Source organism: Sphingomonas sanxanigenens DSM 19645 = NX02 (assembly GCF_000512205.2).
Taxonomy (GTDB): Bacteria; Pseudomonadota; Alphaproteobacteria; order Sphingomonadales; family Sphingomonadaceae; genus Sphingomonas_D; species Sphingomonas_D sanxanigenens.
Map to the genome: position 1 here is coordinate 5,502,805 of NZ_CP006644.1, position 13,401 is coordinate 5,516,205.

The window sequence follows — 13,401 nt, forward strand, 5'->3', positions numbered from 1 at the left end:
GCCCTGGGCGATGCCGCGCGGTTCGGGACGGGGGGACAGGGGCGGGGTCACGCGGTCAAGAATGAACCGCGCGCGAAATGGTTCACTCCGCCGGCTGCGCTTGCGGCGTCCCCTCGCCGCCATTGGTGAACAGCCGCCGCAGCTTCGGCCCCAGCCAGTTCTCGAACCCGACCGCCAGGCTGAACCCTGCCGGCACGATCACCAGCGTGAGGAAGGTCGACAGGATCAGCCCGCCGATCACGAAGATGCCCATCGGCGCGCGCCAGCTGCCATCGCCCGACAGGCTGAGCGCGATCGGCAGCATGCCGGCGACCATCGCGACGGTGGTCATCACGATCGGCTGCGCACGCTTGTGGCCGGCATCGTTGATCGCGTCCCTCTTGGGCACGCCTGCCGCCATTTCCTCGAGCGCGAAATCGACGAGCAGGATCGAGTTCTTGGCGACGATGCCGAGCAGCATCAGGAAGCCGATCATCACCGGCATCGACAGCGGGTTGCCGGTGATGTGCAGCGCGAGCAGGCCGCCCAGCGGCGCGAGCGCCAGCGACCCCATGTTCACCAGCGGCGGCAGCACCCGCTTGTAGAGCAGCACCAGCACCGCGAAGACCAGGAAGATGCCCGATGCCAGCGCGATGAAGAAATTGTTCAGCATCTCCGCCTGGAACTTGGCATCGCCCAGCTTGGCTTGCTCTACGCCCTGCGGCAGGTTGGCAACCGCCGGGAGGGCGTCGATCTTGGGCTGCGCATCGCCGCTGACGAGCCCGGGCGCGAGATCGGCACCGATCGAGATGCGGCGTTCCTGGTTGTAGCGGCGGATCGCGCTCGGGCCGGCGCCGAAGCCGATGTCGGCCACCACCTTCAGCGGCACCGATCCGCCGTTTGCGGTCGGCACCGGCAGGTTCTCGATCGTCGAGAGGCTGCGGCGGCTGTCTTCCGCCAGCGCGACCCGGATCGGGATCTGCCGGTCGGACAGCGAGAATTTGGCGACGTTCTGGTCGATGTCGCCCAAGGTCGCGATGCGGATCGTCTGGCTGAGCGCGGAGGTGGTCACGCCGAGGTCGGCGGCGAGATCGAGCCGCGGCCTGATCGTGATCTCGGGGCGCTGGACGTCGCCGTTGATCCGCGGCGCGCGAACCTCACGCAAGGTGCCTAGCTGCTCGACCACCTTGAGCGCGTGGGCATAGAGCTTCTCGGGATCGCTGCCCACCAGCGTGATGTTGAGATCGCGGCCGTTGAAGCCGCCCTGCGACTGGAAGTTGACGCGGGCATCGGGAATGTCGGCGAGCAGCGGCGCCGTCTCGCGTTCGAACTGCACGCTCGTCCGCTTCCGATCCTTGTGCAGGGTCAGGAAGATGTTGGCCTCGCCCACCTCCTCGATGTCGGCGAAGGCGGCCGCAACCTCGGGCTGCTTGCGCAGCAGCGCGGAGACGGTGTTGGCGGTGTCCAGCGTCTGCTTGAGCGTCGAGCCCGGCGGCATCTCGATCGACACCTGGCTGTAGTCGGTGTTGATCGTGGGCTGGAACGTCATCGGCAGTGTGGCGACCGCGAACCCGGTCGCCACCAGCGCGCCGACGCCGATCCCCATCGTCGCCCAGCGCCGCCGCAGCGTCCAGCCGAGCACCGCCATATAGACGTCCATCAGGCGGCCCTCACCGTGGCTGGCGGTGCCGTGCGCCTTCAGGAAATAGGCCGCGACCATCGGCGTGATCATGCGCGCGACGGCAAGGCTCATCAGCACCGCGACGACGACGGTGAGGCCGAAATTCTTGAAGAACTGGCCGGAGATGCCGGGCATCAGGCCGACCGGCAGGAACACCGCGACGATCGACATCGTCGTCGCGAGCACCGCCAGGCCGATTTCGTCGGCGGCGTCGATCGAGGCCTGATAGGCGGATTTGCCCATGCGCATGTGGCGCACGATATTCTCGATCTCCACGATCGCGTCGTCCACCAGCACGCCGGCGACGAGGCTGAGCGCGAGCAGGCTGATGCCGTTCAGCGACAGCCCCATCAGGTCCATGAACCAGAAGGCGGGGATCGCGGAGAGCGGGATGGCGAGCGCGGAGATCACCGTCGCGCGCCAGTCGCGCAGGAACAGGAACACGACGAGCACCGCCAGGATGGCGCCTTCCCACATCGCGCTCATCGCCGAATGATATTGGCTCTTCACATAGTCGACGGTGGTGAAGAGCTGGGTGAACCTGACCTTGGGGTTCTCCTTGCGGAGCTTGTCGATCACCTTCATCGCATTGTCGTAGACGGTGACGTCGGAGAAGCCCTTCGACTTGATGATCGCGAAGCTCAGCACCTGGCGGCCGTTCATCGTCGAGAGCGCGCGCTGCTCGGCGTAGAGATCGCGCACGTCGGCGATGTCCTTGAGCTTGACCGTCCGTCCGCCGCCGATCGCGATCTGCCGCTCCCCCAGCGCATAGGCGTTCTCGGCATTGCCCAGCACGCGCACCGATTGTTCCGAACCGGCGATCTCGGCGCGGCCGCCGGCGGCGTTGAGGTTCACCTGGCGCAGTTGCGCGTTGACCTCCACCGCGGTGATGCCGAACGATTGCAGCTTGGCGGGATCGAGGATGATGCGGATCTCGCGGCTGACGCCGCCGCCGCGGCGCACCTGCGCCATGCCCTCGACGTTGAGCAGCCGCTTGGCGATGGTGTCGTCAACGAACCAGCTCAGTTCCTCCAGCGTCATGTCGACGGCTTCCACCGACATATAGGCCAGCGGCCCGCCGGAGATGTCGATGCGGACGACCTGCGGTTCGAGGATGCCGTCGGGCAGGTCGCCGCGGACGCGCGACACCGCCTCGCGCACGTCGTTGACGGCGCGGTCGATCGGGGTGCCGATCACGAACTGGACGGTGGTGTTCGAGGTGCCCTCGCTGACGTACGAGGTGATCTCGTCGACGCCGGTGATGCCGCGCACCGCTGCCTCGATCCGCTGGGTCACCTGCGTTTCCAGCTCGGTGGGCGCCGCGCCGGGCTGGCTGATGATGATCTGCGCCGCGGGGAATTCGATGTCGGGATTGTCGTTCACGTCCATCCGCATGAACGCGACGATGCCCGCCAGCGTCAGCGCGACGAACAGCACGATCGGCGGAACCGGGTTCCGGATCGACCAGGCGGAGATGTTACGAAAGTTCATGATCGACCGCCTTTGCCCCGCCCGTCGTTCTTCAGCCTGCCGCCTTCGCGCGGACCGGTTCCACCTTGTCGCCCGGATTGAGGAAGGCGCCCGCGGAAAGCACCACCTTCTCCGTCCCGCTCAGCCCCGACAGGACGGCGATGCCGGTGTCGGTGACGCCGCCCGTGGTTACGTCGCGCCGGGCAACCGTGTTGTCCGGATTGACGATATAGACGTAATTGCCTTTCGGGTCGCTCAGCACCGCCGATTCCGGCAGCAGCGGTGCCTCGGTGGAACCGCTGCTGATCGAGGCATGCGCGAAACCGCCCGGACGCAGCGCCTGATTGTAGGGCAGCGCGATACGCACGGTACCCTGCCGGGTCTGCTGATCGATGATCGGCGCGAGCTGCCAGATCCGGCCTGTGTAGCGGGTGGTGGTGCCGACGGGGGTGACCGTTGCGGCAAGCCCCACCGAAATGCGCGCGAGATCGCCCTCGGCAAGCCGCGCGAGCAATTCCATTTCGCCGCCCTTCGCCATGCGGAACAGCGCGCCCGATCCGGAGCTGACGACCATGCCGGGTTCGGTCGCGCGCGTCAGCACGAGGCCGGCGGCAGGCGCGCGGATGTCGAGGCGGCCGGTGCGCGCGCGGGATTCGCCGAGCTGCGCGCGGGCGACGCGGACGCGGGCGACCTCGGCATCGCGCGTCGCGGTCAGCCGGTCGACGTCGGCGGTGGAGATGAAGCCGCGCTTCACCAGCCGCTCGGCGCGTTCGAGATTGGCTTGGGCGAGGCGCGCATTGGCATCCGCCACCGAGACCGAGGCGGCGAGCTGGCTGTTCTGCTGGGCGAGCACCGCCCGGTCGATCGTGGCGAGGACCTGGCCTGCGGCGACCCACTGGCCGGGCTCGACATAGACTGCGGTGACCATGCCGCCTTCGCCCTGCACGCCCACCGGCATCTCGCGGCGCGCGGCCAGCGTGCCGGTGGTGGAGATCATGCGATCGACGGTCTGGCGGCCGGGAACGACGACGGTGACGGTCGGCACCTGCTTGGCGTTCGACTTTTCCGCCGCGCCATCCTTCTTGCCGGTGAAGATCATGACGGCCGCGATCACGGCAATCACCACCACCAATGCCGCGACGATCCAGGGCCAGCGGCGACGCGGCCGCGGGCCTGCATCGACAGCATCGTCGCCACCGACCCCACGGTCGAAACTCCGCTCGAAATTCATGCCTCTCACTTTCCGCCCTGTAAAACCGGATGGCGTGCGACCATCGGCGACTGTGTTACCTTAATAACTCACCGGTCTCAAGCCGCGATCGAGCCCGCCATATACCGGCGCCCACGGGCGGCTTGCCCTCGACTGCAGGGGCGCTCAAGCGTCGCTCGACGAACGACGGGCTTTTCGGCAAACGGCATGCCGGAACCGGGCCGCGCCGGGGCGCGTTGGCGGACCGAGCCGGTGAATCCTGTCGAATCGGGGTGCTGGTGAGCGCGGGTCGCGCCGTCACAGGCGGCCAGCATCGTTCGCATGCTCCGGCTGAACGCCGGCAAACGAGCATGTTCAGAAAGGATGCAGCACGCCGGCGCCACAGCGGGCCGGTGATCGCAAAGGGGCCCGTCCGGGTCGAAACCGAAGGAAGTCATGCCATGAAGTCCATCTCTTCCGCCTTGTTCGCACCCTTGCTGTTCGGGGTCGCTGCGGCGTCGCTGGGCGCCGTTCCGGCGGCGGCGCAGACGGTCAATCTTCCGATCCAGACGATTTCGGGAACGCGGCTCGACGTGTCGGCGCGCGGTGCAGTGACCCGCGTGCCCGATCTCGCGACGATCAGCGCGGGCGTCGTCACCCAGGCGGTGACGGCGGATGCCGCGATGCGCGACAATGCGACCAGGATGGCTGGGGTGCTCGCCGCGCTCAAGAAAGCGGGCATCGCCGAGCGCGATGTCGCCACCGCGACGCTCAGCCTCAACCCGCAATATCGCTATGCCGAGAACCAGCCGCCGGTGATCACCGGATACCAGGCCTCGAACAGCGTCACGATCCGCTTTCGTGATCTGACGAAGGCGGGCTCGATCCTCGACGCGCTGGTCCGCCAGGGCGCCAACCAGATCAATGGTCCGAGCCTGTCGATCGACAAGCCCGAGGCGGCGCTGGACGAGGCGCGCCGCGCCGCGATCAAGGACGCGCGCGCCCGCGCCGAGCTTTACGCCACCGCGGCAGGGCTGCGCGTGAAGCGCATCCTGACGATCAGCGAATCGGCCGATTATGGTCCGCCGGTGCCGATGTATGCCGCGCGCGCGATGAAGGCCGAAGCCGCCGACACCCAGGTGGTTCCGGGCGAGCAGGACGTGAGCGTGGTCGTCAACGTCAGCTTCGAGTTGGAATAGGGCTCAGAACCCGGCGGGGTGCGGCCAGCCGGGGGCGGTGAGCGCGAGCGCCTTGAACAGCGTTCCCATCGCATCGTCTCCGGTCAGCCGGGCGCGGGCGGCGGCGATCTCCGCTGCCCGCCCCGGCTGCGCCCGCGACAGCGCTGCGCTGCGCGCGGCGATGCCGAGCGCCTCCAGCCACGCGCCCTGGCCGACGACGGTACTCGCCGAAACGCCCGCGCTGCGCGCGGCCTCGGCCAGCGATGCGAAATCGACATGCGCGGTCAGGTCGCGTTCGCCAGGCGCCTCGAACGGGTCGGCGAACCGGTGCGCGCTCAGCGCCTGCAGCGTGTCTCCCACCGCCGGCCCTTCATAGCCATAGTCGATCGCGATCAGCGCGCCGCCCTGCGCCGCCAGCCGCCGCGCCAGCGCGTCGATGATCGCCACCGCGGCGGGGCAGGATTCGACGATGCTGCCCTCGGCCGCGCCCGTCAGACCGGCGGGCACCGCGCCATCGAACGGCACCGTGCCCGGCAGCGGCACGAAGCGTCCGTCACGGCGGTCGACCATCAGTTCGCGCCAGCCGGCGGCGGTGCGCATCAGCTGGCGAATCGGCAGCGCATCGAAGAATTCGTTGGCGACGATCAGCAGCGGCCGGTCGTCCGGCAGGCTTGCCACCGTCTCGTGCCAGATCGCGTCGGGCAGTCGGCTGCGCTGCGCGGCGATCAAGGTCGGGCTGGTTTCGACGAGATGGACGGGAGGCGTGAGACCGGCGGTGCGCGCGGCCCGCAGCGCGTCCACCGCCAGCGTGCCGCGCCCCGGCCCCAGCTCCACATAATGCGCCGCCGGTCGGCCGGCGCGATCCCACAGGTCGGCAAGCCACAGTCCGGTCAGCTCACCGAACATCTGGCTGATCTCGGGCGCGGTGGTGAAGTCGCCGGCAACGCCCAGGGGATCGCGCGTCGCGTAATAATGGGTGTTGGCGGCGGCCATGAACTGCGCGACCGGGATCGGCCCGGCCATGTCGATCATCCGCGCCAGCCGGTCGGCCAGCGACGCGCCGCTCTTCGCGCTCATCGCTGGCCGTTCAGGCGACGCTCGTCGTTCCGGCGACGGGCTCGACGCGCTTGCGCCGGCCCTTGGCGGTGACGATCAGGAAGATGCCGCCAAGCACCATCGGCACGCACAAGGTCTGCCCCATCGAAAGGCCCCAGGAGAGATTCTCCAGCCCCGCATCGGGCTGGCGGAAATATTCGACGAAGAAACGGAACGCGCCATAGCCGGTCAGGAAGATGCCGGTGAGCTTGCCCGGCTGGTAGCGCGCATCGGTCTTCCAGAAGCACAGCGCGAGGATCAGGAACAGCAGGACGCCCTCGAGGCCCGCCTCGTACAGCTGGCTGGGGTGGCGCGGGATCGGGCCGCCATCGGGGAAGACGATCGCCCACGGCACGTCGGTGGGGCCGCGGCCCCACAGCTCGCCGTTCACGAAATTGGCGAGGCGGCCGAAGAACAGCCCGAAGGGCGCGCAGCAGGCGACATAATCATGCACCCGCAGCCAATCGAGCTTCTGCCGCCACGACATCCAGATGATCGCCAGGGTGACGCCGAGCACGCCGCCATGGAACGACATGCCGCCTTCCCACAGCTTGAGCACCTCCAGCGGATAGACCAGCATTGCCGGCTTGTAGAACAGCACATAGCCCAGCCGCCCGCCGAGGATGATGCCCAGCGTCGCGTAGAACACGAAATCATCGGCGTGGCGCCGCGTCATCGGCGCGCCGGGCTGCGCGAGCAGCTTCAGCAGATACCACCAGCCGATGACGATGCCGGCGATATAGGCCAGCGAATACCATTTGATCTGGAAGAAGCCGAGATCGAGCGCCACCTTGCTGAGCCCCAGCGATTCGAACTGCAGGGCGGAACTGGCGGCGGCGGTGAGCGACAGGATCAAGGCTTTTCCCTTCGATTTCGCGCCTTCATAGTGGCGGCAAACGACAAGACCAAGAGGAAGGAGAGGGACATGCCTTCTGCGCTCGACCTGCGGATCGAGGCGGCAGCCGCCGCGTTGACCGCCGCCGACGGCCCCTTGCCGGTGGCGACGGTTCCGTCGCGCTTCGGCCCGGCGCTGCCGGTGATCGCCGCGGCGCCGCCCACGCTCGGCGCCTATTTCGCGCATTTCTGCAACCTCCATGGCGACGCGGATTTCCTCGTCAGCGGCGAGGAGCGGGTGAGCTTCGCCGCGGCTTACGCCGCCGCGACCCGCGCCGCGCATGCGCTGGCGGGGCGTTTCGGGGTGCGCAAGGGCGATCGCGTGGCGATCGCGGCGCGCAACGGCAGCGCCTGGATTATCCTCTATATGGCAACCGTGATGGCGGGCGGCGTCGCGACCCTGCTCAACGCCTGGTGGCAGGGCGACGAACTGGCCGATGCGATCGCCGATTCGGGCGCCGTGCTGCTGATCGCCGATCCGGCGCGCGCCGGCCGCATCGCCGATGCCGGCCGCACCGCGCCGGCGACCGTCCTCATCGACATGGCGTTGCCGCTCGATGCGGCCCTCGCGCCGCTGTTCGACGGGCCGGATTTCGCGGCTGTCGCGCTGCCCATGCTCGCGCCGGAGGATGATGCAACGATCCTGTTCACGTCGGGCTCCACCGGGCGTAGCCGCGGCGCGATCAGCGACCATCGCGCGGTGGTGCAGGCGACCTTCTCCTATCTCGCGCAGACGTTGATCGTGCTGCAGATCGCGACCGAGGATGGCGACGCGCCGACCAGGCCGCCAGCCACCTTGCTCAACCTGCCGCTGTTCCATGTCACCGCCGAGGTGCCGGTGATGCTGCAGAGCTTCGCGCTCGGCCGCAAGCTGGTGCTGATGCCGCGGTGGGACGCGGCGGAGGCGATGCGGCTGATCGAGGCGGAGCGGATCACCTATTTCGTCGGCGTGCCGCTGATGAGCTTCGAGATCATGACGCACCCCGACCGGCATCGCTACGACCTCTCGTCATGCCGTGATTTCGCCGCCGGCGGCGCGGCGCGGCCACCCGAACATGTCGGCCGGATCGCGCGCGAGATCGCCGGCGCGCGCCCGCTGATCGGCTATGGGCTGACCGAGACCAACGCCGTCGGCTGCGGCAATTTCCGCAGCAACTACCTGGAAAAGCCGCAGAGCACCGGTCGTGCGTCGCGGCCGCTGGTCGACATGGCGATCCTCGACGATGCCGGCCGGCCGGTGCCGCAGGGGCATCGCGGCGAGGTGTGCTTCCGCACGATCTGCAACATCCGCGGCTATTGGGGGGACGAACCGGCGACCGCGGCACTGTTCACCCGGGACGGCTATCTGCGCACCGGCGACATCGGCTTCGTCGATCCCGACGGCTATCTGTTCATCGTCGACCGCAAGAAGGACATCATCATCCGCGGCGGCGAGAATGTGAGCTGCCAGGAGGTGGAAGCGGCGCTTTACGGGCATCCCGATGTCGCCGAGGTGGCGGTGTTCGCGGTGGCGGACGAACGGCTGGGCGAGGCGCCGGCGGCGGCGGTGCATCTGCGCGAAGGCGCGACCATCGATGCGGCGGGGCTGATCGCCTTCCTCGAACCGCGCCTCGCGGCATTCAAGATCCCGTGCCGGATCTGGATCGAGGCGGATCCGTTGCCGCGCCTCGGCACCGAGAAGATCGATCGTGTGAAGCTGAAGGCGCGCTACGCATCGGTCACCGCCTGATTGCCCGGACAAGCCGCTTCACCTGTCCGGCGCATGCGCCTATCGGGCGGCGATGACCTGTCTTTCCCGCTGCCGCGCATGACGATCGATCGCCGTCGGCTGCTGATCGGTGGCGGGGCCGGGGCAGGGCTGCTCGTCGGCTGGCTTGCCTGGCCGCGGCGCTATCCGCCCAACCTCGTGGCGGGCCCGGGAGAGGCCGTCTTCAATGCGTGGCTGAAGATCGGCGTCGACGGCCGCGTGATGGTGGCGGTGCCGCAGGCCGAATTCGGGCAGGGCAGCTACACCAGCCTTGCCCAGATCGTCGCCGACGAACTGGGGGCGGACTGGCGCACGGTCGGCGTGGAGGCCGCGCCGCTCAATCCGCTCTACGCCAATCCGCTGCTCGCCACCCAGTTCGGGCTGGTGCCCGGCGCGGAACGTGTGGCGCGGATAAGCACTGCGGCGGCGGAGGAATATGCCGAGACGCTGGCGGAGCGCGACCTGCTGATGCTCTCCGGCGCGGGCACCACCATCCGCGCGTTCGAGGCGCGGTGCCGGGCGGCGGGCGCCGGCGCGCGGGCGCTGCTCTGTAAGGCGGCCGCGAAGCGCTGGAAGGTCGACTGGCAGGCCTGCGATACGATCGACGGATTCGTCGTGCGTGGCGAGGATCGCATCCGCTTCGCCGATCTCGCCGCCGAGGCGGCGGCGCTCGATCTGCCCGATCCGATCCCGCTGAGGGCGGGAGAGGAGAATCGCCTGACGGGCAAGTCGGTGCCGCGCATCGACCTGCCCGCGAAAGTCGATGGCTCCGCCAATTATGCCGGAGACATCCGGCTGCCGGGGCTGGTGCACTGCGCGGTGCGCCGGGGCCCGCGCGGCGACACGCGGCTGCGGGCGATCGACAGGGCGGCGGGCGAACGCATCACCGGTGTGCTCGCCGTGGTGGAGCATGAGCGCTGGGTGGCGGCAGCGGGCACCAACTGGTGGGCGGCGAACCGCGCGCTCGATGCGATGCGGCCGCGCTTCGAAACGCGCGGGGCCATGGCGAACGGCGGTGCGATCGAGGCCGCGTTGGCGACCGCGCTTGGCGGTGCGGGCCACCGCATCGCCGCCGGGGGCGATCTTTCGGCAGCCTTTGCCGGCCACCCGGTGCTGACCGGCCAGTATCGTGCGATGCTGGCCGTACATGCCGCCGCCGAGCCGCCATCCGCCACCGCCGAACTGGCCGATGGCACGTTGCGGCTGTGGATCGCGACGCAGGCACCAATGGCTGTCCGCCGCGCCGCCGCCATGGCGGCCGGGCTCGCCGAGGCGGCGGTGATCGTCCACCCGACCTTGGGCGCCGGCGGCTTCGGCGATGGCTATGAGGTAGAACTGGCTGCCCAGGCGGCCCATCTGGCGCTGCAGCTCAAACGGCCCGTGCAACTGCGCTGGTCGCGGGTCGAAGCGCTTCTGCAGGACAATTATCGCCCCGCCGCCGCGGCACGGATGGCGGCGCGCGTCGATGTTCGCGGCCGCATCCTCGGCTGGCAGGCGAAGATCGCCATCCCGGCGGCGGCGCGCCAGTTGCGCGCGCGCATGGCGGGCATGCCGGCGCACGATGCGCTCGTCGAGGCGCGGACCGAGGCCGATGCGCTCGCGATCGAGGGGGCGGTCCCGCCCTATGCGGTCGGGGCCTTTGCGATCGATCATCATCCGGCGGATATCGGCGTGCCGGCGGGCTATTGGCGCGGGGGCGGCCATGCGCTGACCAGCTTCTTCACCGAATGCTTCATCGACGAGCTGGCGCGGGCGCGCGGGCTGGATCCGTTCGATTTCCGCCTGCCGCTGCTGGGGGCGCAACGGCGCCTCGCGCATTGCCTCTCCACCGCCGCTGCGCTCGGCGGATGGGATGGGGGCGGCGCGGGATCGCGCCACGGCATTGCCTGCCACGCGATGCGCGGCAGCCATGTCGCGGTGTTTGCGGAAGCGCGTCTCGAAGGCGCGCGGCGGATCAGGGTGGACCGGCTGATCGCGGTGGTCGATTGCGGGCGGGTGATCCATCCCGATCTTGTCCGCCAGCAGATCGAAAGCGGGCTGGTGACCGGCATGGCGGATGCGCTGGGCATGGCGACCGATATCGAGGGCGGGCTGGCGACGGCACGGCGGCTGCGCGATCTCGCGATGCCGCGGCTGGCGGACATGCCGGACATTCAGGTGGAAATTGTAGCGAGCAATGCGGCGCCCGGCGGTGTCAGTGATATCGTCGCGCCGGTGGTGGCGCCGGCGATCGCCAACGCGCTTCGCGCCGCGACCGGGCGACGCGCGCGGACGCTGCCGCTGATCATGATGGAGGATACGGAATGACGGTGCGCAGGATCGGTGTGCTGCTGACCAATCTGGGCACCCCCGACGCGCCGGAAACGGCGGCGGTGAAGCGCTATCTCCGCCAATTCCTGTCCGACCGCCGCGTCGTCGAGATCCCGCCGATCGCATGGCAGCCGATCCTGCGCGGCATCATTCTCAACACGCGCCCTGCCAAATCCGCGCGTGCCTATCGGGAGGTGTGGACCGAAGCCGGCTCGCCGCTGGCCGCGATCACGCGCGCGCAGGCCGAAGCGCTGCAGGCGATGTTCGGCGATGCGGTGATCGTCGACTGGGCGATGCGCTACGGCAATCCGCCGATCGCCGCGCGGATCGATGCGCTGATCGCGAAAGGGTGTGACCGGATCCTGCTCGCGCCGCTCTATCCGCAATATTGCGCGGCGACCACCGCGACCGCGAACGACGACGCGTTCCGCGCGCTTGCAGCGCTGCGCTTTCAGCCGGCGGTGCGCACCTTGCCGCCCTGGTATGACGATCCGGCCTACATCGCCGCGCTCGCTGCATCGGTGGAACAGGATCTCTCCGCGCTCGACTTCGCACCGGATCTGATCCTTGCCAGCTTCCACGGGATGCCGCAGCGAACGCTGGAACTGGGGGATCCCTATTATCACCAGTGCGTCGAGACGACGCGCCTGCTGGCGGCGGCGCTCGGCCGGCCGGTCGAGATCGCGTTCCAGTCGCGCTTCGGCCCCGCGAAATGGCTGGAGCCCGCGACCGATGCGACGCTGGAGGCGCTGCCGGCCCGCGGCGTCCGCCGCGTGGCCGTGCTCTGCCCGGGCTTCGTCGCGGACTGCCTCGAAACGCTGGAGGAGATTGCGCTGCGCGGACGCGACGGCTTTCTGGAGGCGGGCGGCGAGCGCTTCGCCTATCTCGCGTGCATGAATGACAACCAGTTCGGAATGAATTTATTACACGCAGTGGTGCGGCGTCAGCTTGAAGGCTGGATTGGTCCTTCGTAGAGCCGCCCTTGTTGGGGGATACCGAACGCGCGGCGACGGCGGACCGGCCGTTTTCCGCGCAGCATGCAGGAGGCAGACTGATGGCCAAAGTCGCGATCGTAACTGGTGGAACCCGCGGCATCGGCGAGGCGATCAGCCTCGCGCTCAAGGATGCGGGCGTGACCGTCGCCGCCAACTACGCCGGCAACGAGGAAAAGGCGAAGGCCTTCACCGAAAAGACCGGAATCGCTTCCTACAAATGGGACGTGGGCGATTATGACGCCTGCCAGGAAGGCGTGAAGCAGGTCCAGGCCGATCTCGGCCACGTCGATATTCTCGTCAACAATGCGGGCATCACCCGGGATGGCACGATCCTGAAGATGACCTACGAGATGTGGGACGATGTGATGCGGATCAACCTCGGCGGCTGCTTCAACATGAGCAAGGCCGTGTTCCCCGGCATGCGCGAACGCAAATGGGGCCGCATCGTCAACATCGGCTCGATCAACGGCCAGGCCGGTCAATATGGCCAGGTCAACTATGCCGCCGCCAAGTCGGGCATCCATGGCTTCACCAAGGCACTGGCACAGGAAGGCGCGCGCGCCGGTGTGACCGTCAACGCGCTCGCCCCCGGCTATATCGATACCGACATGGTCGCGGCGGTGCCCGCCGACGTGCTCGAGAAGATCGTCGCCAAGATCCCCGTCGGCCGCCTCGGCCAGGCGCATGAGATCGCGCGCGGCGTTGCCTTTCTCTGCTCCGACGATGCCGGCTTCATCACCGGCACCACGCTGTCGCTCAACGGCGGCCAGCACATGTATTGAGGCATTTGGGGGCGCGCACGGCAGTGCCGTGCCCCCTTGCCCGCCGGCGTCCGATGTCAGGCACAGCCACCGCGCCGTTCG

At 68.7% G+C, this 13,401-nt stretch carries 9 protein-coding genes; 5 read left to right on the plus strand and 4 right to left on the minus strand.

Annotation, left to right across the window (positions count from 1 at the left end):
• Positions 1 to 82 precede the first annotated feature (82 nt).
• The gene (locus NX02_RS25265; RefSeq protein WP_025294946.1) at positions 83 to 3,151 is read right to left on the minus strand and encodes an efflux RND transporter permease subunit; all 3,069 of its coding nucleotides are present in this window, start codon (positions 3,149 to 3,151) and stop codon (positions 83 to 85) included.
• A gap of 31 nt (positions 3,152 to 3,182) precedes the next feature.
• Positions 3,183 to 4,361, minus strand: a complete 1,179-nt coding sequence (locus tag NX02_RS25270; RefSeq protein WP_025294947.1) for an efflux RND transporter periplasmic adaptor subunit — start codon at positions 4,359 to 4,361, stop codon at positions 3,183 to 3,185.
• A 419-nt stretch (positions 4,362 to 4,780) separates the two neighbouring features.
• Between NX02_RS25270 and NX02_RS25275 the strand changes: the two genes are divergently transcribed.
• Positions 4,781 to 5,518 carry an SIMPL domain-containing protein gene (locus NX02_RS25275; RefSeq protein ID WP_025294948.1) on the plus strand — a complete coding sequence of 246 codons (738 nt, stop codon included), beginning with the start codon at positions 4,781 to 4,783 and terminating at the stop codon, positions 5,516 to 5,518.
• A 3-nt stretch (positions 5,519 to 5,521) separates the two neighbouring features.
• Here NX02_RS25275 and NX02_RS25280 read toward each other — a convergent pair whose 3' ends face one another.
• Positions 5,522 to 6,574 carry a class I SAM-dependent methyltransferase gene (locus NX02_RS25280; protein WP_025294949.1) on the minus strand — a complete coding sequence of 351 codons (1,053 nt, stop codon included), beginning with the start codon at positions 6,572 to 6,574 and terminating at the stop codon, positions 5,522 to 5,524.
• A 10-nt stretch (positions 6,575 to 6,584) separates the two neighbouring features.
• Positions 6,585 to 7,448 carry a prolipoprotein diacylglyceryl transferase gene (gene lgt, locus NX02_RS25285; protein WP_025294950.1) on the minus strand — a complete coding sequence of 288 codons (864 nt, stop codon included), beginning with the start codon at positions 7,446 to 7,448 and terminating at the stop codon, positions 6,585 to 6,587.
• A gap of 69 nt (positions 7,449 to 7,517) precedes the next feature.
• Between lgt and NX02_RS25290 the strand changes: the two genes are divergently transcribed.
• The 4 genes from NX02_RS25290 (at position 7,518) to phbB (ending at position 13,320) form a co-directional block, all read left to right on the plus strand.
• Positions 7,518 to 9,215: a class I adenylate-forming enzyme family protein gene (locus NX02_RS25290; RefSeq protein WP_025294951.1), complete on the plus strand. Its 1,698-nt coding sequence runs from the start codon at positions 7,518 to 7,520 to the stop codon at positions 9,213 to 9,215.
• 78 nt (positions 9,216 to 9,293) lie between these two features.
• Positions 9,294 to 11,540 (plus strand): molybdopterin cofactor-binding domain-containing protein, encoded by a 2,247-nt coding sequence (locus NX02_RS25295; RefSeq protein ID WP_025294952.1) that lies wholly within the window; start codon positions 9,294 to 9,296, stop codon positions 11,538 to 11,540.
• A complete protein-coding gene (gene hemH / locus NX02_RS25300) occupies positions 11,537 to 12,517 on the plus strand; it encodes a ferrochelatase (protein ID WP_025294953.1) in 981 nt (326 codons plus the stop codon). Before NX02_RS25295 ends, hemH begins: the two co-directional genes overlap by 4 nt.
• 80 nt (positions 12,518 to 12,597) lie before the next feature.
• Positions 12,598 to 13,320, plus strand: coding sequence for an acetoacetyl-CoA reductase (gene phbB / locus NX02_RS25305; protein ID WP_025294954.1), 723 nt, complete (start codon positions 12,598 to 12,600; stop codon positions 13,318 to 13,320).
• Positions 13,321 to 13,401 lie beyond the last annotated feature (81 nt).

Excerpts from the sequence above, each read along its gene's own strand:
- NX02_RS25265 (WP_025294946.1), bottom strand. The coding sequence starts at position 3,151 with ATGAACTTTCGTAACATCTCCGCCTGGTCGATCCGGAACCCGGTTCCG.
- hemH (WP_025294953.1), top strand. The coding sequence starts at position 11,537 with ATGACGGTGCGCAGGATCGGTGTGCTGCTGACCAATCTGGGCACCCCC.
- NX02_RS25270 (WP_025294947.1), bottom strand. The coding sequence starts at position 4,361 with ATGAATTTCGAGCGGAGTTTCGACCGTGGGGTCGGTGGCGACGATGCT.
- NX02_RS25280 (WP_025294949.1), bottom strand. The coding sequence starts at position 6,574 with ATGAGCGCGAAGAGCGGCGCGTCGCTGGCCGACCGGCTGGCGCGGATG.
- NX02_RS25275 (WP_025294948.1), top strand. The coding sequence starts at position 4,781 with ATGAAGTCCATCTCTTCCGCCTTGTTCGCACCCTTGCTGTTCGGGGTC.
- phbB (WP_025294954.1), top strand. The coding sequence starts at position 12,598 with ATGGCCAAAGTCGCGATCGTAACTGGTGGAACCCGCGGCATCGGCGAG.
- NX02_RS25295 (WP_025294952.1), top strand. The coding sequence starts at position 9,294 with ATGACGATCGATCGCCGTCGGCTGCTGATCGGTGGCGGGGCCGGGGCA.
- NX02_RS25290 (WP_025294951.1), top strand. The coding sequence starts at position 7,518 with ATGCCTTCTGCGCTCGACCTGCGGATCGAGGCGGCAGCCGCCGCGTTG.